General features: G+C 49.7%; 23 protein-coding genes. 17 read left to right on the plus strand and 6 right to left on the minus strand.

Going from position 1 to position 23,944, the window contains the following annotated elements:
• Positions 1-3: 3 nt before the first annotated feature.
• Positions 4-3,459, plus strand: coding sequence for a phage tail tape measure protein (locus HH216_RS14955; protein ID WP_169551532.1), 3,456 nt, complete (start codon positions 4-6; stop codon positions 3,457-3,459).
• Positions 3,460-3,543: 84 nt separating this feature from the next.
• The gene (locus HH216_RS14960; protein ID WP_169551533.1) at positions 3,544-4,215 is read left to right on the plus strand and encodes an acylphosphatase; all 672 of its coding nucleotides are present in this window, start codon (positions 3,544-3,546) and stop codon (positions 4,213-4,215) included.
• 50 nt (positions 4,216-4,265) lie between these two features.
• Here the strand turns inward: HH216_RS14960 and HH216_RS14965 are convergent, their stop codons facing one another.
• The 3 genes from HH216_RS14965 to HH216_RS14975 form a co-directional block, all read right to left on the minus strand.
• Complete coding sequence (locus HH216_RS14965) at positions 4,266-4,604, minus strand: hypothetical protein (protein WP_169551534.1); 339 nt, start codon at positions 4,602-4,604, stop codon at positions 4,266-4,268.
• 76 nt (positions 4,605-4,680) lie between these two features.
• A complete protein-coding gene (locus HH216_RS14970; protein ID WP_169551535.1) occupies positions 4,681-6,774 on the minus strand; it encodes a PAS domain-containing sensor histidine kinase in 2,094 nt (697 codons plus the stop codon).
• Positions 6,775-6,969: 195 nt separating this feature from the next.
• Positions 6,970-7,128 carry a hypothetical protein gene (locus HH216_RS14975; RefSeq protein ID WP_169551536.1) on the minus strand — a complete coding sequence of 53 codons (159 nt, stop codon included), beginning with the start codon at positions 7,126-7,128 and terminating at the stop codon, positions 6,970-6,972.
• A 105-nt stretch (positions 7,129-7,233) separates the two neighbouring features.
• Between HH216_RS14975 and HH216_RS14980 the strand changes: the two genes are divergently transcribed.
• The 7 genes from HH216_RS14980 to HH216_RS15010 all read left to right on the plus strand — a co-directional run bounded on the left by HH216_RS14980 (position 7,234) and on the right by HH216_RS15010 (position 12,368).
• Complete coding sequence (locus HH216_RS14980; protein ID WP_169551537.1) at positions 7,234-7,842, plus strand: KilA-N domain-containing protein; 609 nt, start codon at positions 7,234-7,236, stop codon at positions 7,840-7,842.
• 162 nt (positions 7,843-8,004) lie between these two features.
• Positions 8,005-8,292, plus strand: coding sequence for a hypothetical protein (locus HH216_RS14985; RefSeq protein ID WP_169551538.1), 288 nt, complete (start codon positions 8,005-8,007; stop codon positions 8,290-8,292).
• Between the two features lie 12 nt (positions 8,293-8,304).
• Positions 8,305-8,460, plus strand: a complete 156-nt coding sequence (locus HH216_RS14990) for a hypothetical protein (RefSeq protein WP_169551539.1) — start codon at positions 8,305-8,307, stop codon at positions 8,458-8,460.
• Positions 8,461-8,615: 155 nt separating this feature from the next.
• Positions 8,616-8,897 carry a hypothetical protein gene (locus HH216_RS14995; protein ID WP_169551540.1) on the plus strand — a complete coding sequence of 94 codons (282 nt, stop codon included), beginning with the start codon at positions 8,616-8,618 and terminating at the stop codon, positions 8,895-8,897.
• A gap of 192 nt (positions 8,898-9,089) precedes the next feature.
• Positions 9,090-11,501: a PAS domain-containing sensor histidine kinase gene (locus HH216_RS15000; protein WP_169551541.1), complete on the plus strand. Its 2,412-nt coding sequence runs from the start codon at positions 9,090-9,092 to the stop codon at positions 11,499-11,501.
• Positions 11,502-11,649: 148 nt separating this feature from the next.
• Entirely contained in the window at positions 11,650-12,066 is a 417-nt protein-coding gene (locus tag HH216_RS15005) for a response regulator (protein ID WP_169551542.1), read from the plus strand.
• A gap of 62 nt (positions 12,067-12,128) precedes the next feature.
• Entirely contained in the window at positions 12,129-12,368 is a 240-nt protein-coding gene (locus tag HH216_RS15010) for a hypothetical protein (protein ID WP_169551543.1), read from the plus strand.
• A 68-nt stretch (positions 12,369-12,436) separates the two neighbouring features.
• Here the strand turns inward: HH216_RS15010 and HH216_RS15015 are convergent, their stop codons facing one another.
• Positions 12,437-13,081 carry a hypothetical protein gene (locus HH216_RS15015; protein WP_169551544.1) on the minus strand — a complete coding sequence of 215 codons (645 nt, stop codon included), beginning with the start codon at positions 13,079-13,081 and terminating at the stop codon, positions 12,437-12,439.
• Positions 13,082-13,383: 302 nt separating this feature from the next.
• Between HH216_RS15015 and HH216_RS15020 the strand changes: the two genes are divergently transcribed.
• Positions 13,384-13,947 carry a recombinase family protein gene (locus tag HH216_RS15020; protein ID WP_169551545.1) on the plus strand — a complete coding sequence of 188 codons (564 nt, stop codon included), beginning with the start codon at positions 13,384-13,386 and terminating at the stop codon, positions 13,945-13,947.
• Positions 13,948-14,018: 71 nt separating this feature from the next.
• A complete protein-coding gene (locus HH216_RS15025) occupies positions 14,019-15,704 on the plus strand; it encodes a P-loop NTPase fold protein (protein ID WP_169551546.1) in 1,686 nt (561 codons plus the stop codon).
• Here the strand turns inward: HH216_RS15025 and HH216_RS15030 are convergent.
• Both HH216_RS15030 and HH216_RS15035 read right to left on the minus strand, forming a co-directional pair.
• Complete coding sequence (locus HH216_RS15030) at positions 15,701-16,927, minus strand: tyrosine-type recombinase/integrase (protein WP_169551547.1); 1,227 nt, start codon at positions 16,925-16,927, stop codon at positions 15,701-15,703. The two genes, HH216_RS15025 and HH216_RS15030, sit on opposite strands and share 4 nt — an antisense overlap.
• A gap of 298 nt (positions 16,928-17,225) precedes the next feature.
• Positions 17,226-17,828: a helix-turn-helix domain-containing protein gene (locus HH216_RS15035; protein ID WP_169551548.1), complete on the minus strand. Its 603-nt coding sequence runs from the start codon at positions 17,826-17,828 to the stop codon at positions 17,226-17,228.
• Positions 17,829-17,954: 126 nt separating this feature from the next.
• On the opposite strand from HH216_RS15035, the gene HH216_RS15040 reads away from it, so the two are divergent.
• From HH216_RS15040 to HH216_RS15065, 6 genes are all read left to right on the plus strand, one after another.
• Positions 17,955-18,170, plus strand: coding sequence for a hypothetical protein (locus HH216_RS15040; RefSeq protein ID WP_169551549.1), 216 nt, complete (start codon positions 17,955-17,957; stop codon positions 18,168-18,170).
• A gap of 75 nt (positions 18,171-18,245) precedes the next feature.
• Complete coding sequence (locus HH216_RS15045) at positions 18,246-19,517, plus strand: site-specific integrase (RefSeq protein WP_169551550.1); 1,272 nt, start codon at positions 18,246-18,248, stop codon at positions 19,515-19,517.
• Between the two features lie 2 nt (positions 19,518-19,519).
• Positions 19,520-19,711, plus strand: coding sequence for a hypothetical protein (locus HH216_RS15050; protein WP_169551551.1), 192 nt, complete (start codon positions 19,520-19,522; stop codon positions 19,709-19,711).
• Between the two features lie 81 nt (positions 19,712-19,792).
• A complete protein-coding gene (locus HH216_RS15055) occupies positions 19,793-21,073 on the plus strand; it encodes a VapE domain-containing protein (RefSeq protein ID WP_169551552.1) in 1,281 nt (426 codons plus the stop codon).
• A gap of 336 nt (positions 21,074-21,409) precedes the next feature.
• Positions 21,410-22,294 (plus strand): CHC2 zinc finger domain-containing protein, encoded by an 885-nt coding sequence (locus HH216_RS15060; protein ID WP_169551553.1) that lies wholly within the window; start codon positions 21,410-21,412, stop codon positions 22,292-22,294.
• Positions 22,295-22,672: 378 nt separating this feature from the next.
• Positions 22,673-23,776, plus strand: a complete 1,104-nt coding sequence (locus tag HH216_RS15065) for an ATP-grasp domain-containing protein (RefSeq protein ID WP_169551554.1) — start codon at positions 22,673-22,675, stop codon at positions 23,774-23,776.
• Positions 23,777-23,944: the final 168 nt, after the last annotated feature.

Here is a 23,944-nt window from a genome sequence, read left to right on the forward strand (position 1 = left end):
ACGGTGGCTAGAACCCAGAATGAACGCGCCATTATTGACCTCGTCATTAATGGCCAACAGGCAAAAACCAGCCTGAAAGAAGTGAGCCTGAGCATCACCAAGATGCGCTCGGAGCTGAACAAAATGCATGAAGCGGACGACCCCGCTTTATACGCTGCCAAAGTCCGGGAAATCAATAAAATGATTGCGGCCCAGCGGGAGATGACCGCCCGCATCAATGACACCAGCACTGCCTGGGGCCGCTTCAAGAAAGAAATGGCGACCGTGGCCACTGGTGTCGTCGGTGGCAACGTGATCACGTTCATGCTGCAATCGCTGGTCAATCTGATTCCGCAGACAATCGACCGGACGATGAAGCTGAAGGATTCCTTCGCCGACATCGAAAAGGCAACTGGTCTGAGCAGTGAAGGGGTGAAGCGACTCAATAAGGAGTTGAAGGACATCGACACCCGCACGACCAACCAGGATCTGCGCGACATCGCCGTGGCGGCCGGTCAGTTAGGGGTTGCCAACGATCAGCTGGTTTCGTTCGTGAAAAACGCCGATATGGCCGTGGTCGCGTTAGGCGATGAATTTTCGGGTGGTGTCGAGCAGGTAGCCAAGGAGTTAGGCGGTATTGCCAAGCTGTATAAGGAAACGCAGGCGATGGATACCGGCGAAGCCCTCAGCCGCATTGGTTCGGGGTTGAACGAACTGGGAGCCGCCGGATCAGCGACCGCCCCAGTGGTCGCGGAGTTCGTGCAGCGCATGGGTCAGCTGGGCAATCTGGCACCGAGCCTGGCACAAACGGCCGGTTACGGTGCCGCCCTTCAGGAACTGGGAATGACGGCCGAGATTGCCGCCAGCGGACTCGGTAAAATCCTGATGACCGGCGCGACCAAATCAGATCTGTTTGCTCAGCATCTGGGAAAAACGAAGGAAGAAGTCGAAGCCCTCATCAATACGAATCCGGATCAATTCCTGAAGGCGTTGGCCCTGTCGTTTCAGGGACTTTCGCAGACGCAGGTCGTGCAGCGCATGAAGGAACTGAAGCTGGAGTCTGACGAGTCGATCAAGGTGATGTCGTTGCTGGCCAACCAGACGGATTTCGTAACCAAGAAGCAGGAGATCATGGCGTCGGCTTTCGCCGAGAATACCAGTCTGGCGAAAGAATTTGAGAAGAAAAACTACGATCTGGCGAAGGAGCTGAAGAACCTGACCGAGTGGTTTAATGGCCTGTTTACCAGTGAGGGGTTGCAAAACTTTCTGGCAGAAGCTGTTCACAATACCCTCGAATTCACGAAGTCACTATCGACGGCGAAACGCTGGTTTGGCGAAAACAGCGTAGCCCTGTATGCATTGGCGACAGCGGCCGTAGCTTACAACGGGGCAACACTGGCCGCCGTTGCCGCCACGGCCCTCGACACCTTGCACCAGGGCTACCGGAAAGTGGCCTACGAATTAGGCTTCCGTTGGCTGGTATTGCAATCGTCGGCTAGTACCGCTTACGCTACGGTGACGGGTTTACTGACCGGTCAGATCACGCTTCAGACGGCCGCTGTTACGTTGGCCCGCACGGCCTGGGCTGCATTCAACGCCGTTATGCTGGCCAACCCACTTGGGGTTGTCATTGCAGGTCTGGCAGCCGCAGCCTACGCAATCAAAACGTTGTCGGATAATACCGAAGCCGCCCTGCGCATCGAGCGGGAAAAAATCAACCTGACCCGCGACCTGGCTAAGTTCCACGAACAGACCAACAAGGTCGTAGCGAAGTACAACGAACTGCTGGCGGAGTATCCGAAACTCAGTCAGGAAGAGCGGGCCGAAATGGTTAAGAATCTGGCCATGAAGCGGCTGGAACTGGAAAGTCAGCTGACGCAGCTGAAGGCCCGCGAACGGCACATGGAGATGCTTTCGGCCGAGCCGACACTGTGGCAATATCTGTGGGCTACAATCAAGAACGGGGGCAATGGCGCGATGATCGGTAATGCACTGGTCAAGCAGGCGGCCGACAACATGAAGGCAGTTCGTCAGCAGTTTGCCGGTGGTATCGAGCAGTTGCAGGGTGACATCAAAAAGGTCGACGACATCTTTCTCAAGATGGGATCGTACAACAAACCAGCCGGTGCCACTGGCCTGCGCACAATCGAAGATGATACGGAGAAAAAACAGAAGAAAGACAAGGCCGTATCGGACGCAAAACAGGATGCTGACGATCTGGAGCGGATGCTGTCGGATGCCCGGCGCGATGCCCTGAAATCGGAAGAAACCGATTACGAAAAATCGGTCATGGCCTTCGCTGCCAAGTACACGAAGATGTATGAGTTAGCGAAGGGTAACCAGGCGAAGATTCAGGAGATCGAACGCTTGTCGCGGGTCGAAATGGCTGCGATCGACAAAGCCCGGCAGGAAAAGGAAGCGGCCGAGATGCAGAAGAAACTCGACAAATCGAACCGCGAAGCCTTCGGTAACACGATGGACGTTGCCGACCAGCGCCACAGCGACGCTATCAGCGGTATCGAGCGTACACAGGCGATGTCGCCCAGCGCCATCGGTGACGCCGAGGTGCACATGCAGAAGTTGCAGGCCGATCAGCAGTACCTGACCCAGAAGCTGCTACTCGAGGAAACGTTCGCCCAGCACTCGGCCGACACCCAGCGTCAGCTGACCGAGAACTGGAACGAGCAGGTCAAGCTGCGGGCCGACACCGAGCACGGCTACGCCGAGCAGATGAAGCAGGCCGAATGGGCTTTGCAGGACGCTAAACGGGCCGCCATGACCCAGGGGCTGGATGTGCTGAAAACGTTTCTGGGAAAAGGTACGCTGGCCTACAAAGCCGCCATCGTTGCCCAGAAAGCCTACGCGATCGCGCAGCTGATCGTCGACAACCAGCGCGAAGTGGCCCAGATCTATGCCAACCCGACCTGGTCACTGATGCCGGACGGGGGGCTGAGTCTGAAGACGGCAGCCGCCACCGCATCCCGGATTCGCATGGGGATCGGTATTGCCGCCGTAGCCGCCCAGGGTATTCAGGAGATTGCCGCCAAAAAAGACGGGGGCTACACCGATATGCAGACGATGTACGGTAGTCCGTCGGGCTTTGTGCGTGATCCGACACTGTTCAATCTGGGCCGGCGTAGCTTCATTGCTGGCGAAGCCGGTACTGAGTTCGTCATCAATAACAAGGCGCTGTCTGATCCGGTAATCGGCAACTTCGCTCGGATGCTGGACGGCGTGCAGAAGTCGGGTAACTATACCAGTTTTTCGGCCATGCTCTCGGGAGCCAGCGGGGGGAGTACAAGCGCAGGTAACGCGGGCGGGGGAATGACGGCCGAGATGGGCCTGATGATCATCCGGGAATTGCAGGCTAACCGGGCTATGATGGAGCAGTATGCCAACCGACCCATCGAGCAGAACTACCGGCTAACCGAGCAGTTTGACGAGAATATTCAAGAAGTACGGAAGGCGAACACGTTGTAAACAAAGAGAGCCGTCCGTTTACTAAATCGGGCGGCTCTCTTTACGCATCGAACCGTATTTTTCGGATTCAACCAAAAACTGTTTATGAAACAATTTTTCACACTAGTAACGATTGCTTTATCTATAACTAGCTGTACCCTCTATCAGCCCCGCGTTGTTGATTGGCAAGATCCCTTTACAGGGCAAAAGTCACGTACTATGTCGGTTGGCGAGTCCGACCAGTCAATACTATTAGCCAGTATCGCCAATGCGGGACGCCCTTATTACGCTCCTGCCATTCGTCCGCTCGCTATCAATACGCTGATTGGTATCGGTATTAGTGAAGGGGACACGGCTATGACGTTTGCCCAAGCAACCATTGACCGTAAGTACGATGTACCCGAAAACGGTACGATTGCTGTCAAATTTGTCGGTCCTAAGCGGGGCGGTTCCGGCGGTACGATTATCTATCTGCCGTTAGTCCGTAAATATCATACTTCAGCAGGGTCGTTGCGGGTGGTCGGTAAAGTAAACGGGGCAGCCATGCGGGAGCTGGAACGCGGGGAAATCGAGATTGTGCGTGTAGAACCAGTCGTCGTCAACGAGTCTGATCCCGGCCCACTCGATTGGGTGCCCGGTCCCGATTATGCACAAGCCTTTCAGAAAGGTGTACCAATGTTGCTCAGTAAGAAAGTGCGGGCTAAAAGCTACGAGCCGCAGGAAACACCGCGTGATGACCGAGGATTGCTTCGGAGAATGAGCAAGAAAAAAAAATAAAGGAGCAGGCCGGTCGCATTGACCGGCCTGCTTGCGTTTATCGATGTTTGTCACTCGGCAGTCCAAACGTGGTACTGTTTCCAGCGCATGCCGAACTGCCTGCCCAGCGCGTCAACTGCTTCATGAATCCGTATCACATTCAATGGATATTCTTCCGTACCCGTGTAGGTAACGTGAAACTGGTACTGGTTGAGTTTGGTGTCTTTGCTGTCGATCTCCTCTTCGGTGAAAATTGTCCCATCGATCTCAACATGAAAGCTTACGGTTGAATCAAGGCTAATACCCAGCGAGCGTAGCCGGGGCTGTATGTGCAGCTGGTGTACCCGCAAGTCGGCGGCCGTGCCTGTGAAACTGTCGTAGAGTTGAAAATGGTAGTGTGTCAGCATCATCCATCGCTTACCGGATTTGATAAAAAAGTTTTTTAGTACTTTTTAACGCGTCGACCGTCGGTGGTGTGCGTAGCCGTCAAACAGGTAGGTACACGCTGAAGGTGGCTCCTTGCCCCGGCTGACTACTGGCCGTAATGGCGCCCCCGTGATTGGTTATCACTTTCTCGCAGATGGCCAGGCCCACGCCCGTCCCCTCATACTGGCTCTTGCCGTGCAGCCGCTGAAAGACCTGAAAGATGCGGTCCAGGTACTTCTCCTCGAAGCCAATGCCGTTATCGACTACCTCAATGCGTTCGTAGTAGGCCGTTCGCCGGATGGGCCTGACGGATGGTGGTAACTCCACGGCGTTTATTCGCTGACTGCGGATCTGAATACGGGGCTCGACCCCGGGCCGACGGAACTTGAGGGCGTTACTAATCAGGTTTTGAAACAATTGGCCCAGCTGGGAGGTATCACCCGGTACCGTCGGAAGCTCGTCGATTTGCACCTGGGCACCCGTATTGGTAATCGCCATGTCCAGTACGTCCAGCACGTTGTTGATTAGTACCCGGAGGGATACTGTGTCATCGCTATTGCGCTGAGTGGAAATGCGTGAGAAGCTCAAAAGGTCCCGAATCAGCGTCGACATCCGGCCAGCCGCCACCCGCATCCGCTCCAGATAACCTAACTCTTCGGCACCAATCGAGTCGCCCAGGCGTGTTTTGAGCAGATCGCCAAACTGCTGAATCTTGCGCAGGGGTTCCTGCAAGTCGTGGCTGGCCACGTAGGCGAAGGTTTGCAGGTTGTCGTTGGAGCGGACCAGCAGGCTATTCGACTCTTCCAGTTCTTCGTTGATCGAAACATATTCTTCATTGGAGGCACCCAGTTCTTCATTGATGGCGGCTAACTCCTCGTTTGAGGCAATCAACTCTTCGTTTGCCGCAGCCAGCTCATCGGTACGCTCCTGCACCTGCTGCTCTAAAAACAGTTGCTGCTCCCGCTGGATGGTTATGTCCTGAGCGGTGCCTTCCAGCCTGACCGGATTCCCGGCAACATCGGTATAAACCCGGCCCAGGGCGTGAATGATGACTTGCTGTCCAGTCCGGGCGTGAACGATTGAATGGACCACGTCGTAGCGCCCGTCTAAGCCCGGCCGCAGGGCGTTTGCCAGACTATCGCGTACCAGCCCGCGGTCAGCCTGGCCCACCCCGTTGATAAACGCTTCTGCGTCAGCGGCCAGGCTTTCGAAGCCAAACCAGCTGGCTACGCGGGGGGAGGTGGTGATGACCTGGGTGGTTACGTCCACGCTAAACGTGCCTAGTTCGGCCAGTTCGACGGCGCTGTTTAAGACCGCTTCTTTCTCCGCCAGGGCCTGCTGGGCCAGAACCTGCTCGGTGACGTCAATGGCAATATCGAGGATGGCGTACACCTGACCGGTGACGTCCCGAATGGGCGTGTAGGAAATGTTGTAATAATTGTCGTTGAGTACCCCGTTCTGCACAATCTTGACCAGCGATGCCGGAGATATAAACGGCACACCCGTAGTGAACACCTCGTCCAGAATGGTCAGGAAGGGCTGTCCCTCGCTAAGCAGTTCGGGCATGGCTTCCCGCAGGGGTAAGCCTTCCACGCCGGGGCCCTTACCGACAATATCAATAAAGGTCTGGTTGGGGTATTCGATCACCAGATCGCGCCCCACGAAAAGGCCGATACCAGCGGGGGCTGCCGCAATCAGGCTCCGCAACTTGGCTTCGCTCTCCTCCAGTTTCCGGTGAGCTACCACCTGCTGAGTCACTTCCTGAGCCACACCCGCAAGGCGCTGTAAATCACCAGCCGCTGTGAAATAAGCTCTTCCTTGAAAACGTACCCACCGCACCACTCCATCATCTACCCCAATGGTGCGATAGGTCTGGTCATAGATCCCATCTGACTGAGGATCTAGTGACTGCTCTACAGCTGCGTTAACGCGCTGCATATCATCGGGATGAATATACTGAATCGCCTGCTCGTAGGGAATGAAATTGGTTTCAGCAATTCCGTACAGGGCCTGGCTCCGCTTGTCCCAATTGACCAGACCTGAGACTGGATCAAAATCCCAGACGCCGAGTCCGGCTGCTTGAAGGACAAAATCAATGTCTAACTGCTGGTGTAAGTTGCGGGAGGAATCAAACGACGATTGGTGGTCGGTCATAGGTATCGGAGTGCATAGTTGGCACTACGTAGGTGAACAAATTCGATGAAAGGGTACCTGCCAGCCGCGCGTATATAGTATGCAGTAGAGACACGGCTGGTTGTTTAGGAGTGACGCGAATGAAGTCACAGCAGTAGATAAGCTTCGTCAAGGGTGTTGCCGGTACACAAGGCCCGGCCATTAGACCAGGCTTTCTTATTTCTTATCTATCGTTGCTTCAAGTATTCGACTCAACTCATCTCCTGCAATATCGGCTAGACTGGTCCTCTCTGCCTTGTTCTTCTTTCTGATAAGCTGTAATTCCAGCAGTTTATCGTGAGCCTTATCCGTGATTGCAATTGTCAGCTTTTTCATGGCGCTAATCTATTACTATGAGTTGTAGTAAAAAATAGTTAATAAAACATTTTGTTGCTAACTATAGATTGTTGTGATTTGTGACAATTACAACAATCTATAGTTATGAATAGTCAAATAATCAAGTTCTCTTACGAAGGACAGGAGGTCGAGTTCGACACTAGTGATCCAAAACTGATGGTTAATGCAACCGAGGTGGCAAAAATTTTCGGCAAGCTAACGGCCGATTTTTTTCGCTTGGATCAGACTAAAGCATTCATCAACGAGTGTCTGAATTATGGGAATTCCCATAATTCAGACGGCGAAAAAAACGGGCATTCCCGTTTTTTAGGTATCAATAACCAAGATGATTTATACACGTCACGACGACGCTCTGGCACATGGATGCACCGAATTCTTGCGCTAAAATTTGCTGCCTGGCTTGACCCACGCTTTGAATTATGGGTGTACCTGACCATCGATCAAATTATCCAAGGTCAGCATCCTCTACCAATTGAGCTACTGGCCGAGCGAAAGCAGATTCTGAACGAACGCAATTTCGATGTAGAAGAGGCCAAACGAACGGAAGCTGAATTGTTGGAGAGCGATGTATTCCGTCGCTGGCAGGAACAACAAGGCCGAATCAAGTCAAGCAATACGAAGCTAAAAGCCTTTGACAGAAAGGTGATGGTTCAACTGGATATGTTTTCTAAGCCGCCAGTCAAGCAGGAGTAAATTGAAAAAAAGAGGGGAGTTTTAACCTTAGGGTTAAAACTCCCCTTGGCGGAAGGCATATTACTTACTCTTAGGAGTAAGTAATAAAAAAAGCCCGGCTGCTCGAACAGCCGGGCCAGAAGTCAAACCGAAGTTTAACCACTCATTGAGCGTATCAAATTTATGACTAATTACTTTAAGGGCAACGCGCCCATCATGTTCCAGCACCCGACTTCGGGCAAGCATGTCAACATCGAGCCCATGCTGCGGGCCATGTTCGAACTCTCCGATCAGGCGCAGGCTCAGCGCGATACGCCCCAAGTACTAGCCGAACTGGTCGAAAATGCCATCCGGATGCTAGGTACGCGGGTGCCGGCGATGGAAGCCGATCAGGCCGTCGATTACAACCAGACCATGACGCAGCTTTATGACCTGCGCGATATGTTCAACGCCATGTTTGTCACCCAATAATCCACCGGTATCATGGCTAAAAACACCACCAGAGCGCAGGTTGAAGGGCAGATTGCCCGCCTGGAGCAGAAGCTCATCATTATGAAAAGCAAGGCCGATCTGCTCAGCAAGGGCATTACCTATACGGAGGAGAAACTAAGCAAACTCCGCCAGCAGCTGACTACGTAATCAAAAACCGCCCCCAGTAGCAACGAACCCGGTCAACTGGCTGGGTTCGTTTCATTTGGCTATTTCAAGTAAACGATATATAAAAACTAAAACATATTGAATATTATTGCTGTACAAACATTAATACGTTTTAATTCACTAGCAGTGCTCCGCGTATGCGTACAACCGATCCCACCCGGGTTTCTGAGCCCCAAACCAACCTGCGTGTCGATGTCGAACCCTTCCTGACGCTTCTAAACCAACTCGACATGCCCCCCGGCTCGCCCATCGGCGCAGGCGGAGCGGCCCTGATCCGCCAGACCATCCGCGTACTGACCACCTCCGTCATCGACCCGCAGGTACACTCACCCGTCGACATGGCTAATCTGTACGCCGACCTGCACAAACTCGAGGATATGTTTCTGGCTACTACCAGCCAGCCGCAGGATAACGAGTGAAACCGAAGCCTGGCAACCGCCGGGCTGTTTTTGTTTTCAGGGGAATCAGGGACATCAGGGGGCGCTTTTTTTATATAATCGACTGCCTGCTATTTATTTTCTACGCCGGGTTGGCCCGGTTGTCGTGCCTTATCGGTCGGTGTGGTCTGTTGTTGTATATTTGGTTTTCTTTCTACGACCGTACCTACCGTAATGGCTGATCTGACTAACTCGCCCGAGTCTACGTTTGAAGCTGAAAATAGACGACTGACCTTTGCCCTGGCAGCGGCCGGGGTAGGGACCTGGGACCTGGATATTGCCAACCAGCGTGTCTGGTGGGACGACCGTTGTAAGCAGCTCTACGGCGTCGAGCGGGAATACGTGGTGCCTTATCAGGATGTACTATCGTACATACACCCCGATGACCGGGCGCGTGTCGATCAGGCGGTGCAGCGCGCCATTCAGCCGGCCTCCGGCGGGGCCTACGACATTGAGTTTCGCACGGCCGGTGCTGGCAAGAAGCCGCTGCGCTGGCTGCACTGCCGGGGGCAGGCTTATTTTGATCCGCAGGGCCAGCCAATCCGGTTCGCCGGCACCGCACAGGACATAACCGAACGGATACTGGCCGAGCAAAGGACAGCCTCCGCCCAGCAGCAGATCCTGCATTCGTTTGCCGAATCGCCGGTTGGTATTGCCCTTATCGATCGGCATGAACTAAGGTTTCAAATGGCTAACGCCTTATATGGGCGGCTGGTGGGCCGGGAGCCCGACCAGCTGGTAGGTAAGCCGCTGCTGGAGGCCTTGCCTGAACTGAAGGGCCAGGGTTTCGATGACCTACTCCGGCAGGTGCTGGCCAGCGGCACCCCGTTCGCGGCCAGCGAAGTCGCCGTCGATTTGATTCGGCAGGGTCAGCTCGAAACGATCTACGTTGATTTTAACTACCAGCCCCGGCGGGAAGCCGGTACGATTGTGGGTGTACTGGTTGTCGCTACGGACGTAACCAGCCAGGTACGATCCCGGCGGGTTATCGAGCAGAAAGAAAGTCAGCTGCGTAGTCTGGTCGACAGTGCGCCCTTTCCGATCGGCGTGTACGTAGGTCCCTACCTAACGATTCAGCTGGCCAATTCTGCCCTGATCGCTATCTGGGGTAAGGGATCCGACGTAATTGGCAGACCGTACGCGGAGGTCCTGCCTGAACTAAATCCGGCTATCATCGCCCAGTTACTGGGGGTCTATGCCACCGGGCAACCCGTTTACCAGCGGGGTCAGCGCATCGATCTGCTGGTGGACGGGCAGTGGCAATCGATGTATTTCGATTACAGCTTTACCCCCCTGCGGGATGACGATAACCAGGTATATGGGGTTATGAGTACGGCGTTCGATGTAACGCCTGCTATTCAGGTTCGGCAGGCCCTGCAACGCAGTGAACAGCGGTTTCGGGCCCTGGTGGAAGAAGCCCCCGTGGCTACCTGCCTGTTTACCGGACCTACGATGCAGATCGAAGTGGCCAATCGGCCCATGATTGCTGTATGGGGTAAAGATGAGTCCGTACTAGGCAAAGCCCTCGTCGACGCGGTACCGGAACTGAAGGGGCAGCCCTTTCTGGCTATACTGGATGAGGTATTCAGAACGGGGCAGCCTTACTCGTCCCGCAACGCCCGGGCGGAACTGGAAGTCGACGGTGTGCTGGGTACCTACTACTTCGACTTCGTATACAAGCCCCTGGTTGATTCGACCGGTGTGGTGTACGGTATCATGGACATGGCCATTGACGTTACCGAGCAGGTACTGGCCCACCAGGCGATCGAAGCGAGCGAAAGTCGTTACCGGCTGCTGGCTGCCGAACTGGACCAGCGCGTAACTGAACGCACCCAGGAGCTGCTCCACGCTAATCAGGACCTGAGCCGATCCAATGAGAACCTACTACAGTTTGCCTACATTGCCAGTCACGATTTGCAGGAGCCACTGCGTAAGATTCAATCCTTCAGTACGTTGCTGGAAGAGCGTTTCGGCGCCAACCTGGGCGAGGACGGGCGTGACCTGCTGGAACGGATGCGTTCGGCAGGGTCCCGGATGTCGCAATTAATTAAAGATTTGCTCGTCTTTTCCCGCATTTCAACGCGTCAGCAAGCCTTTGGGTTGGTATCACTCAGCGACATCATGAAGGCTGTATTGACGACACTGGAGCTTTTGATTGACGAACGCGATGCTCAGGTGGCTATCGGCGATCTGCCCGTGATTAATGGCGACGAGTCGCAACTGAGCCAGCTCCTGCAGAACCTGTTGACCAACGCCCTGAAATTTACCCGGCCCGACCAGCGGCCGGTGATCACCGTGACGGCTTGCCGTTGCGAACGTAGTGCACTGCCGGTTCAGTTGCGCCCAAACAGTCCGGTTAACCAGTTTTGGCAGCTCGACGTAACCGATCAGGGTATCGGTTTCGAGCAGAAATACACGGATCGTATTTTCCAGGTTTTTCAACGCCTGCATGGGAAACAGCAGTATGCCGGAACGGGCGTAGGCCTGGCAATCTGCCAGCGCGTAGTCGAAAATCATGGCGGTTGTATCGTCGCCCGCAGTGAACCGGGGCAAGGTGCAACATTCACCGTTTACCTACCTGCCTAACCAACAAAATGGTTGCCTGGCAGCTGCATCCATTAAGTAATGGCGGGGGCAGTGCCTATTAAAAGTAAACTGTTAGGTAGGTAACGTTGTTAACCTAATTCACTCGCAGATATTTATCGGCTCAGTGAATTAACTGATCGATATGTATATGTCTATACACCCAATTATCTTCGTCGACAATGATGAAGACGAGGATATGTTGATTGGTGGTATGCTTCGGGATCTTGCGCCGACTCATCCATTACTTCGTTTTTCTACGGCTGCCGCAGCCTTGGCCCATTTGAAGGTGGGTAATTCCCAGCCCTTTCTGATCCTTTGCGAAATCAACCTGCCGGGCATGAATGGCTTGGAATTACGGAAGGCTCTGCTGGCCGATGAGAAGCTAAGGAAAAAAGCAATTCCGTTTATTTTCCTGACCAATCCAATCAGTCCGGTCACTGTTGAAGAGGTTTACGAATTGCAGGTCCAGGGCTTGCTGGAGAAAAAGCTAACGTTAACTGAGCAGCGCCACGATCTCCAGTTAATCATTGCTTATTGGTCCCACTGCCGACGTCCCAATACATAATCGTAAGCTTAGCCCGACCATTCATTTTCCCTACCTTGTAGCTAGCTAACGAACCAAAGTCAATGGAAAAGAGCCGGGTTTATCAATCGCAGGTCAATACAGGGCTCAGCCAACTGGCCGAGCGGGCTGAAGAACTAACGATCAGACACAGCGTGCGGGAAAACGTACAGCTGACTGGTGAACAGGAGGCTTTCGGTGTAATCGGACTAACAGGCATAAACCTTTGTTTCGTGCGAAGTGACCCCAAGAAATGGACACTCGATTTAGATAAGCACACGGTTATACAAGACAATAGCTTATAGAGCCGGTCTTTAACTGCCAATCGGCAGTATTGCCTGGTGTTGTGGAAGCCCTCCTGATCTTGAACAGGCTACTCACTGAGCACAAAGGTTACTGTTCGTAATCCCCCATCGATACACCTGTCTTTGATGATCAGGCCCGTGTCTTCGTTAAAAAGGCGATCTCCAATGATGGGCAGGCTGCCAAAGCTTTTATGAAAGGCCCGAATACTGTTGAAACAAATTTCCAGCTGGGCCATGTATTCTATCGCTACATCGGCATCTTCGTACCAGTTAAGTGCCTTGGAGCGGTGCTTGATGCTGACCAGCATCCGCTCGGAAAATAAAAATTGGATATGCCACTTATCAATGATCCACCGGGTATCACGGTGGGTATCGACAACAGAACTCTGGTAGTCAGTACGCATTTGATTTGATTGATTAAGTGAGAACGGGGTATTGAAAAAGGCGGTGTTAAGAGCTGGTTGTAGCCAGTAGTGCCGCTCCCAAACAGCCCGTTTATAGCGCTGTAGTGGTCTCTTAAACTGGCTAGGAGACAGTGGGTCATCCACTGGTTTTGGCTGCAACTCATCTCTCTGGTCGACGGGGTTCGATACAATAAACAGGGAGCTTACCTGGGCTGAAGCGCGCGTAAAGGTAAGAGGGGGCTTAAACGGCATATTCAGCGGTGATGAATTGTCTGCCGACGCAGGATTACAAACCGCTGATACAACCATCTGCTGGTAAGGTGGATTAAAGGTACGCCTTATTTAGTAACTAAACGGCAAATAAATATATTCAGCCTATATAATTGGTAGAGATGCTACGGGTACTAACTGTCTGCGTGGGGCGCAACACCGCAGGTGTCACGAAAAATTAGTTAGGCCTGGATAAGGCGGTTCAAAAAGGTATACTTTCTGATGCCCCCGGCTCACCGGGGGCAGACGCTATCGAAAGTGCCAGTTTGAATGGTCCAAAAAGTTAGGTCAGAAAGTTTTTGCTGATTATCTTTATGAACCTACCTAAATGAACCTATTCAATGCTTTTTGGCTACGCGCGGGTATCGAGTGCGGATCAGAACCTCGATGTACAAATTGACACGCTGACCAGAGCGGGATGTGACCAGATCTTTCAGGAAAAGATCAGTGGGGTCGTCATTGACCGGCCCCAGCTTGGCAAGCTACGCGCAGTGCTGCGGCCGGGTGATACAGTCGTCGTTACCCACCTCGATAGGCTGGGTCGTGATGCGATGCACATGATGCAACTAGTCAGCGACTGGGCCAAGCAGGGCATTCAGTTTCGTTCGCTGGATCTGGGTATTGACACAAAGACACTTAGCGGAAACCTAGTATTGCAAGTATTCGCGGTACTGGCTGAGTACAACCGGAATCTCATCAAGGAAAAGCAGCGAGCTGGCCAAGTACTAGCTAAAGAGCAGGGTAAGCACATGGGACGCCCGCCTGGTGTTGATGAAGAAAACTATCAAAAAGTAAAAATGGCTTACCAGAAGAAATTATCTATAAACGAGACTGTTGCCTTAACTGGAGTCAGTCTGTCGAGCGTAAAGCGTTATAGGAAAATAATCGAATCAGGAGAAGTTTGACTATATAAACAGTACTAGTTGTTTTAGTGAATTTCAATCGATTTTATAATACTTCAGCTAAGTAAATAATCATGAAAGTTTCTGTAACTGATCCTTCTAAAGCCTTTCAGCATCACATTGATAATCCAGAAAATCAACATATTCTTTTTTCAGGTGCTTTTGGCTTTGGGAAATCATATTTTCTAAACGATTTCTTTAGCCGTAATGAGGACAGCTATTCTGCTTTCTTTATATCACCAGTCAAATATGCAGTAGGGTATAATGAAGATATATTTGACTATATAAAAATAGATGTTGCTTCCGCTTTAATAGCAAGTGGAAAACTGCCGATAAACGTTCCTAAACACTTTTCAGAAAGCGAATACTTGAGTTTCTTTATTCGGGAAAATGCAAGCGAAATTTTAAATATTTTATACGAATCTTTAAAGGATGATAAAGCTGAGAAGATAAAAAAAATTATAGATTCCGTGTCAAAGGTTTTAGATTTCAAAGAGAAATACAACAAGTGGAAAGATACAATACGAAAAGCTGATAAAAATTTGATTGACAGCCTGAGTGATGTAAGCAAGCAATACCTTGTTCGTAAGGGATCTATTTATGAGGATGATATACTAACACAATTGATCAGGGGTTCTGTAGAAAAAATTAGGAACGAAACTTCTACAAAAACTGTGTTAGTTATTGACGATTTCGATAGGCTAGATCCTGAACACATATTTCGTATTCTTAATATATTTAGTGTTCATAATAATTATTATGATCAAGAAAATAAATTTGGATTTGATAGAATTATAATTGTGTGCAGTCTGCTGAACATACAGAGAATATACGAATATAAATATGGAACAGAGGTTGATTTTAATGGGTACATTGAGAAATTTTATTCAACAGACGTATTTTATTTTCATAACCAGAAAGCTATATCTGAATTCTGTTCAAGCGAGTTCAGTGCAGACCTAGACGAATATTCTCAGTATTTATTGAGTTATGTTCTCTCCTATTTTGTTGAAAAGGATATAATTTCTATTCGTAGTATTATAAAGCATTCTAGGACGTTTTTCTTTACGCCCTTCACCCAAAAATTTGTATTAAATGAAAATTTTAGTGAAGTTAAGAATGAACAAACAACGTTAGTTCCTCCTGTTGATCATAGGTATGGATATACAGAACATTGGCATGAAAAAGTGTGGAGCGAAGATTTTATTGCCCCTTATAGAGCAGAGATAAGCACATTTTCTGTCTCCAGCGACGATTTGCCCATTCTTAAAATTTTGAAGATTCTGGTTACAATTTTCGGGGATTATAATAATTTGCTTGAGGTTGTATCCAGAAACAGAGAGGATAAGTCATTGATACATTTTGATAAAACTATTATATTAATAAAGTCTCTGGCAATATCATGGTATGTCTTTCAAAATTTTAGTATACCGGAAAATATTATTATTGAAAAGAGACCATTTCCTTATAGTAGAAACGGCAATCGCACATATCAAAGATTCGGTAAGCCAGTTATTAATTTTAATGGAATGTTTGAAACGAAAATTCCATTAAAATGGGATCAGACAAATCAATATGATGGTGAGGCAAGTCTTTTTCAAGGAATTGACTACGATAACTGGGAGATAGTTTATCCTATCAGAGATCCGCAGTCATTTACCACTGGAACATTAATGGATATGATGAGAGACACCTTATTGCAAATTGAGAGGTGTGGACAACTTCCTTTATTAGGAATAACTAAAAATAGAAAACTCTAGAACCGAGGAAATCTATGAATCTTGTCATCGTTGACCATACGAACCCCAAGGTCACGTAGATACTCGATGGTTTGCTTGATGTCGGTGTGCCTAGCCTGCTGCCGGATTAGTTCTATATCCTTCGTAGCATTCCATAGTGCAATGGCCCCGGTATGTTTCCAGGAATACATATCGTGGCCTGAACCAACCATACCGAGCTTTTCAATTACCTGCTGATGCCGGCGGTAGAAGAATTTGGGACCAACGCAGACCGGCCCCGGCTCGCCTGAAGTGGTGAACACATAGTAGTGACCTGGATACTCGCGGATGCGCTGCTGCTGAATCAGTTCTTCGAGGGGTAGGGGAATGTTAACAAAGCCGCCGTCGTTGGTTTTGGCTGATTCACCCGTCACGTAGATCATGTGCGTTCGCACGTCGCGCACCCGCAGGAGCCGCAACTCCTCGTGGGGCCGCATGAGCGTATAGTACAGCCACCGGTTGAAAGTTAGCAAGTAGTCCAGTCCCAGGTCTTCGCATACCTGCCGGTACTCAGCTTGTTGCCGTTCGGAATACGCCTGGTGCTTATTGCTGACCTGCGGCAGCTTCTTGATGCTTTTATCCTCGAAGGGATTCCCCGCTTTGCCCAGCTTCTTGGAGCGGTCCAGCCCGATCCAGTGATTAAAGAAGGTTCCTATGTAGCCTTTGCGGTTATTGCGTGAACGGTTGTTGACGCCCACCACCGTAATCAACTCGTGCAAAAACTCGATAGCGCCGGCCGAACTGAACTGCGCCAGCGTCGCCTGGGGCCGGTGGTGCCGCTCCAAATAGGCTAGCAGATCCATTACGGCCGTGCGGTAGGATTTGAATGTGTTCCTGGCGTGTACTTTCTTACAGTACGCCAGGTATTCAGGGACAGCCTTCTCTATGGGGATCGAACCGGCATCGTTCAGATTAAGAACGGGCGGCTCGGGGCGGGGGCGGGCCGTTTGTTTTGGCTTGGTACCGACGTAGGCTTTTCCCCCTTTCAGGTAGTTGGTCAGTTCCGCGATGATATCCGTCGCAACCCGGTGCCGCTCGGCGACCGAGTAGCCCGTTACGATCACCCGCTTTCGGACCAGCTTGTTTTTATCGAACGAAAAGACCGAGTAGGTTACGCACCACTGACCGGTCAGGTTCTCGTCGGCGGGCCTGCTCAGATAGGGAAGCTTGTAGGGGTAATTGCCAGGCTCTAAATCGGTATTCACGGTTTTGTCCAACTTATTTTGCCACGGATTTGCCACGGCGTCGATTTTTGCCACAAAAAAGCCTGTAAATCATTGATCTACAGGCTTTTAATCGGTGGAGACGGAGACACAAAGGAGATATATTGTAAGTCATTGACTTACAGCCTTATAAATGCCATATTAAGCGTTCTGTACCCTTGTGGGTTTACCCTGTACTGTTAAGCTACTCCCAGGAACGTATTGTATTGATCCTAATAGCTTTTCTTATATGTACCCTTATTGAATAAAGTGACCTAACGCGTAACCCCGTAACCCGTCTTTAATGCGGTATAGCTCCAAGTTTCCTATTATAGTGCTTTAAAAAGAGCTTTGCTTCTCTAGTAGTTGTATCTATAATATCTCTCTGAAATAAGTCTCGGAAAACATAATATAACGCTGAGTGATTGGCATAAAGAATATCATAGACCTGCATTAATTCGCTGTTAGTAAATGTTCTGTAAAACATTATATATATTTCATTCTCATCTTCAATGTGTTCTGTGCCTATCCCGGCATTCTCCCCGATATTATTAATAGTGTCAATAAAAGTGCTGTAAGTTAAAGCAAGCTTACGCTTCAGAGTTTCTATATATTCTTGAGCAATAAGAACGGTCGGTGTAGGGTCTTGAGTTTTCTCTCCTAAGTCGCCGTTACTAGTTTCTTTCGGGTTCTCATTGCTTTGTATCCCCCCCCAAGTAATCAGCTCAACAACTGAAACGCGTAAGGCCTTAGATATTCTCTCTAAGTTATTGAATGTCAATTGATTGCCTCGGTTTTCAAGTCGTGGGTAATTAGTTGCTTCTATACCCAGCTCCTTGGCCATCATTGTAGGCGTGATACCTCTCGCCTTACGTATAGCTTTGATGTTGCTAGCAATGTCCATAATCACTATTAGATAGCGCAATACTCATCATTAGTGGTAAAATAATCATAATCGAACTTGCATAATCAAGAATCAATAGTCGATATTTGAGAGTCGTTTAATGACTACAATAATCATATATTGACTATGAAGGCAGTTTCGATCCCTCCAGTAGCGAAAGCCATACAGCTCTACGAACAGCGAACAGGCTTTAAAATCAAGATTGACAAAGATTTCTACCAGAAGGTAGATATAAACTCAAAACGCTTCGGCTTGCTGCTCAAAGGGCGTTTGGAACCAAGCTTCGACGAAGTAAAGCGCGTCGTAACTGCCCTGAATATTTCCGTAATCGACTTGCTATAAAAGCAGAAAGCCCTACCGCATCGAGGCCGTAGGGCTTTACCATTTACGTTTTAATTACCTCAAAGTTAACGGTTTATGTTTAAATTACCTGCTTATCGAAAAGCACAAGATGCTGCCGAAAGGGGGCACAAGTTCAAAGCGCCCACCTGTAATGTTGTATTTATCATGCGTAGCAACTCGGATGCTATATACATTCGAGTGTCTGTCAACGGTGTTCGATCTACCAACAAATCAACCGGCATAAAAGCCGCTCGTGAGGATTTTGACACGAAAACCCGCACCATTCTGAATGACCCTACCAATACGGTTCGGCTTCGGAAAATGGAGAGTGCGGTGTATGAGGTGTTCAAAGATCGGGAGATAACCGGGCGCTCATTAGAACCTAACCTGATACGAGATATTGCTTTCGGGCTGCGTGGCCACGATGAACAAGAGCCAACCGTTATTGAGGCTATCAGCCTCTATCAGCAATGGCATGAACAGCGCTTTGGTAGCAATGACGTATCCATCGGTACGATTCGACGCTACAGGACGTACAAGACGCTGCTCACTACGTTCTTTACCCTTACACCTGGCTACGGGAAAGACACCCGATTTAATCAGCTCAAACCGGCTCTACAGTTCCACTTAGTTGATACCTATCTCAAAGCCCAAAAGAAGTACTGCCATAACTACGCCTTAAAGATCTTCCAGTTTTTCCGGGGCCTGGTGGAGTACGCAATAGCTCACGAGTGGGCGGATCGGAACCCGCTACGGCATGCTCGTATTCGAAAGTATGTCAAAGCGCCGGTTACGCTGTCGATGGAAGATCTGGCCAAGCTCAAGGCATTCGAGTTCGTAGAACCCCATGCTAACCAGGTGCGGGATGTGTTCTTACTGTGCTGTTATACTGGCCTGGCTTACAGTGATGTAGCAGAGCTAAGTAGTGCTGATCTAGCCAATATCAACGATGTGGCTTGCATCCTGAAAAATCGCACTAAATCGGGCGTACAAGCCTTTGTACCTCTTTTCCCCGACGCCCGCGAAATACTCGACAAATACCGCTTTCACGAAGGATGCCGGATGAGTGGAAAGCTAGTACCTGTCTTGTCCAATCCCAAGATGAACAAGTGGCTTAAAATCATTGGCAATACGGTCGGCATCAAGGAAAGTCTACATACCCACTTAGCCCGTAAAACCTTCACCATGTATTCCGAAGAGCTTGGTTTTACGCTGAGCGAAATGGCAGTGATGCTCGGTCACACGAATGCGACCATGACCGAGAACCACTACTACAAACGGCGACGGGAGCCGGTAATCGTGCGCTTCAAAGAGATCTTCAAAAACGAGCAGAAGCAAGCCAGCTAAGTATGAGAGATCTTTTCAGCTCGGCCTCGTGTGAAGGCTTACCCAACGACCCGGAGCAGCTCAAAGAGCGTATCCTACGGCAGACGATCCTACTTGGTTTTCAGGTGATCGAGTTGGACGACCAACGGGAGCAGATTCGCCAGCTCCAGAGACAAAACCGCCAGCTACGGGCTTTACTGACCCCTACCAATTGACCAACAAAGAAGCCCCGTCAGAGCTGACGGGGCTTACCTCCATTAGATGCTTTTTAAATTACTTTAACGGACGCAAATATAGTGAAAATCAATAACTTAACCCAAGAAAACATACTACCAGTTTCCAAAAAGAGGTCTAGTGATAAAGCCGACACACCCCAACCCGCACCGGCCTTTCAGAGCAAACGGAAAGTCATTGAGGAATATCTTTCCTTCCGATTTCAGTTCCGCTACAATGTGCTCAACGGACGGATCGAGTGGGGTGGTAAAGCCAAAGGAAACTTTGAGGCTTTGGAGGATTACGCGCTCAACTCTATCATTCGACAGATCGACAACGAAACAGGCGTTGCTACGAGTCCCGACAAAATGAAGGTTATTCTCAAGTCGGATTTTACGCCCCAATACAACCCCCTGCACGCCTATTTTCAATCACTACCTACACCCCAATCCAGTGGAGCACCGACTATCAAAGCGTTGGCCGCAACGGTGCAAACAGAGAGTAATGAGCTATTCTGTTTGAGCCTGACCCGTTGGCTGGTGGCCAGCATTGCTAATGCGTTCAATCCTGAAGGTTGCCAGAATCAAACCTGCCTGGTACTGACGGGAACACAAGGAGCCTTTAAGACCACTTGGCTCAATATGCTGTGTCCACCGGATCTACTGCGCTACCTGTTTTGTGGTAAGATCAATCTGGAAAGCAAAGACACGTTGATTTTGCTAGGGGAGAAGTTTATCGTCAACCTTGACGACCAATTGCGTAGTCTCAATAAGCGCGACGGGGAGACCGTCAAAACGCTCATTACTCAGGGTAATATAACCGTTCGACGGCCCTATGATGCCCTATCCTCTGAACTGCCCCGTATTGCTTCATTTCTTGGCAGCGTTAATGGAAACGACTTTCTAACTGATCCAACCGGCAGCCGCCGGTTTCTGCCGTTTGAAGCGTTTAGCATCGACATTCAGACCGCGCAGGCCATCGATATCAATCAGGTGTGGGCTGAAGCTTACCAACTCTTTCGTGAAGGCTTTACGTACTGGTTTACTGCTGACGAAACAGCCTCATTATTTGCCAATAATGAAAACTTTCAGGTTGATTCCCCGGAGTACGAGCTACTACTAGAGTACTATGAACCAGTTGAGAACAGAGAGTGGGCAACCGCCTTTCTAACCTCAACTGCCATCCTGGCTAATTTGGAAATGTACACCCGTCAGAAACTACGGGCAAAGCAGCTAGGGGAAGCGTTGAGAAAGCTCCAATTCATGCGTTTCAACAAGAAACTGGGCGGATCTAGTCCGGTTCACGTATGGGCTGTTCGGGAACGCTCCGATCTGGAACGTGAAACTAAGCGGACCAATCTATAAACGAGCTGGTAGCAGGCTAGAAGCAGACAGGTAGCAAGCAAGTAGCAAGATAGATCCTACTACTAGCCTGTGTGGCAGAGAAAAGGTAGAAATCTGATAAAACGCTGTGAGTCAGGCAAGTAATAGAATTGATTTATCATTTCTTCCTTTTTCTCCTTGCTACCTTGCTACCAATGGTAAAAAAGCCTTTTACAGCCACCAAAGGCAGTTTTATAGTAGCAAGATGATCTTGCTACCACCTTGCTACCAACCTGCTACCGGGAAGGTAGCAAGGTAGCAAGCTAAAAAGACCAATGTAGGTAAAACGATAAAAAGCCCACAAAGGAAAAAGTCAATATGATCGGCTCTCAAACGATACAATCAGCTAAGCAGGTAGCCATTGCCGACTACCTAGCATTCAGAGGTTTTCAGCCCGTCAGTCAGCACGGCCAACGGCTCGTATACTACTCCCCGTTCCGGCAGGAAAGTACGCCCTCCTTTTGGGTCAATCCGGCTATAAATCGCTATAAAGATTTTGGCTCCAGCGAGACCGGAGACGATGTGATCCGGCTAGTGCAGCGGCTCAACAGCGTCAGCTTTACCCAAGCTGTTGACGAGCTGAGCCGGTTCGCTGGTTTGGAAAGTAAGCCTGGCTTTTCATTTAGTGGGCCTGTTCACGCCCCCACTGCACAAGCTACTATTTGTTCGATCAAACTGCTTTCCAATCCGCACTTGATCAGATATGTGGAAAGCCGCAAGATCAGCTACCCGACCGCACGGCGGTACTGCCTGGAGATCTACTACCAGCAGGGCGAAAAGAACCTATTTGCGCTAGGATTTGCCAACCAGAAAGGCGGCTACGCATTGCGGAATGGAGTAGGGGCTAAGCGCAATATAGGGCCAGCCGGATACACGCTGATCGACGCACCTACGGCTGGCAGCATCAACGTCTTTGAAGGGGTGTTTGATTTCCTTTCCGCCCTGGAGTACTACGGCCTACAAACGCCCACTTTCCCTACGCTGGTGCTCAACTCAACGACCAATTTGGAAAGTGCTTTCCCATTGTTGGAAAGCTACCAACGGGTAAACGCCTACCTGGATAATGATACAGCCGGAAAAGCAACCCTAGAACGACTTTCCAATAACGGTTTGTGTGTCGCTGACCGCTCCAGGTTGTACGCTGAGCACAAAGATTTCAATGCGTTCTGGCTGGAGCGTGCTGCTTTCCATTTACCAGGCTAAGACTTTCCACTCGACTCAATGAGCACAAACCGACCCCGCGCCCCGTAATGACATAAAGTATTGAAAATCAACTAATTAAATCATTCTCAATTTTTTGCACCCAAAATTTGAGTTAAACTATTGAAAATGAGCACTTTGTAGAAAAACACCCCCCGTTTTTGGGCATTTTTTTCTTTATCGACCCCGCCCTTTACCGGTTTTGGGACTTTCCACTTTTTCCGTTTCCGAATATATGAAAACGAGTTTTGAGTTGTTGGTCGATTCCGTCCACAAATATTGTGGGCAGTTCGCTAACACAAATGGGCCTTCACTCCCCACTGTAGCCAATCCGCTTAGCCACCACGTAAGCACTTTCCACTTTCCAATCAATAGCAACCAATGAAACTACTAATCCTGAGTACCGGCACCCCGTCGAAATACCTAACACAAGCTATTACCGACGCCGGACACACCTATGAGACTCATGACCCCCGTAACCTGTATCTGTTCATCTCCGAGCAGGTCAATGGCTATGATCGGATCTTCAATGGCTCACCGGAGCTGGAAAGTCCGGTACGGCTATTTGCAGCTTCGTTCGATGCGGTGATTAGCCGGATCGGTGCTGAACTACCGCTGTGTGTGTCGATCCTGCGCCACCTAAATGAAAACTTGACTGTATACAGTCCGCAAACCGCTATCGGCCTGTTAGTGGCACACGACAAGCTGTGGACAAGCCAAGTGCTGAGCGCGGCCAACGTACGTACTCCGCTGACCGTATTTGCTATGCGGGCTAACCATGTCGCCTTCGCCATTGATAAGGCGGGTGGGCTACCCGTAGTGGCTAAGCAGCTTACCGGCTCCCAGGGTAGTGGTGTATCAATCTTGGAGACGCCATTGGCAGCTAACACGACAATGGAAAGCTTTCATCGGGCAAACATTCCGGTTAAGCTACAACGCTTCGTTAAAGCACATGATAGCAGTAGTGGCAAGCCGACCGATATCCGGGCCATTGTGATAGGTGATGAAGTAGTATCAGCAATGGAACGAACAGCCAGCCAGGGGGACTTTAGAGCCAATTTATCAAAAGGAGGTAATGGACGTTCCATCAACTTGAGCGGTGTCGAGACTGAAATGTGCATCAAGGCCGCTAAGGCGGTCGGACTGGAGTTTGCTGGAGTGGACCTAATCCGGGAAAAGATGGGCCAGACTTATGTAACAGAGGTGAATGGTAATCCCGGAACTGGAATCATTGACATAACCAAGAAGAATCACTTCATTGATTTGGTAAAATATATTCAAACCAAGTGTAAAGAGTCAGACACCCTTACAGCTCCAGTGCCACTACCAGATGATGATAAGGAAGACAAACAGCAGCAGGAAAACGAGGAAGAAGCTTCAATAGCCAGATACCAATTGCTATTGGCAAAAGAACAGCGAGGCAGCTTAGATTACAATGAGAATGCAATACTATCCTTCTTCAAAAGGCGGTTCGGTAAAGTTTAACTGCATCAAAGCGAATTGCGTAATATTTAATGTAAGCTAACAAGTTCAAAAAAATAGACGGAACGAAAGCGTCAATGCACACTAATTGCACCATTATTTATGAATAGTACGCTTAATCTGATATTAAGTAACTGACAGTCAGTTACTTAATATTGTCTATACCAATAT

It is taken from the genome of Spirosoma rhododendri (assembly GCF_012849055.1).
Classification (GTDB): Bacteria; Bacteroidota; Bacteroidia; order Cytophagales; family Spirosomataceae; genus Spirosoma; species Spirosoma rhododendri.

Bases quoted from the DNA above. Each gene is read 5' to 3' on its own strand.
- HH216_RS15015 (WP_169551544.1), bottom strand. From the start codon at position 13,081: ATGGTTGTATCAGCGGTTTGTAATCCTGCGTCGGCAGACAATTCATCA.
- HH216_RS15065 (WP_169551554.1), top strand. From the start codon at position 22,673: ATGAAACTACTAATCCTGAGTACCGGCACCCCGTCGAAATACCTAACA.
- HH216_RS14980 (WP_169551537.1), top strand. From the start codon at position 7,234: ATGAATAGTCAAATAATCAAGTTCTCTTACGAAGGACAGGAGGTCGAG.
- HH216_RS15045 (WP_169551550.1), top strand. From the start codon at position 18,246: ATGTTTAAATTACCTGCTTATCGAAAAGCACAAGATGCTGCCGAAAGG.
- HH216_RS14960 (WP_169551533.1), top strand. From the start codon at position 3,544: ATGAAACAATTTTTCACACTAGTAACGATTGCTTTATCTATAACTAGC.
- HH216_RS14985 (WP_169551538.1), top strand. From the start codon at position 8,005: ATGACTAATTACTTTAAGGGCAACGCGCCCATCATGTTCCAGCACCCG.
- HH216_RS14970 (WP_169551535.1), bottom strand. From the start codon at position 6,774: ATGACCGACCACCAATCGTCGTTTGATTCCTCCCGCAACTTACACCAG.
- HH216_RS14975 (WP_169551536.1), bottom strand. From the start codon at position 7,128: ATGAAAAAGCTGACAATTGCAATCACGGATAAGGCTCACGATAAACTG.
- HH216_RS15050 (WP_169551551.1), top strand. From the start codon at position 19,520: ATGAGAGATCTTTTCAGCTCGGCCTCGTGTGAAGGCTTACCCAACGAC.
- HH216_RS15060 (WP_169551553.1), top strand. From the start codon at position 21,410: ATGATCGGCTCTCAAACGATACAATCAGCTAAGCAGGTAGCCATTGCC.
- HH216_RS15000 (WP_169551541.1), top strand. From the start codon at position 9,090: ATGGCTGATCTGACTAACTCGCCCGAGTCTACGTTTGAAGCTGAAAAT.
- HH216_RS14965 (WP_169551534.1), bottom strand. From the start codon at position 4,604: ATGATGCTGACACACTACCATTTTCAACTCTACGACAGTTTCACAGGC.
- HH216_RS15010 (WP_169551543.1), top strand. From the start codon at position 12,129: ATGGAAAAGAGCCGGGTTTATCAATCGCAGGTCAATACAGGGCTCAGC.
- HH216_RS14995 (WP_169551540.1), top strand. From the start codon at position 8,616: ATGCGTACAACCGATCCCACCCGGGTTTCTGAGCCCCAAACCAACCTG.
- HH216_RS15025 (WP_169551546.1), top strand. From the start codon at position 14,019: ATGAAAGTTTCTGTAACTGATCCTTCTAAAGCCTTTCAGCATCACATT.
- HH216_RS14990 (WP_169551539.1), top strand. From the start codon at position 8,305: ATGGCTAAAAACACCACCAGAGCGCAGGTTGAAGGGCAGATTGCCCGC.
- HH216_RS15035 (WP_169551548.1), bottom strand. From the start codon at position 17,828: ATGGACATTGCTAGCAACATCAAAGCTATACGTAAGGCGAGAGGTATC.
- HH216_RS15040 (WP_169551549.1), top strand. From the start codon at position 17,955: ATGAAGGCAGTTTCGATCCCTCCAGTAGCGAAAGCCATACAGCTCTAC.
- HH216_RS15005 (WP_169551542.1), top strand. From the start codon at position 11,650: ATGTCTATACACCCAATTATCTTCGTCGACAATGATGAAGACGAGGAT.
- HH216_RS15020 (WP_169551545.1), top strand. From the start codon at position 13,384: ATGCTTTTTGGCTACGCGCGGGTATCGAGTGCGGATCAGAACCTCGAT.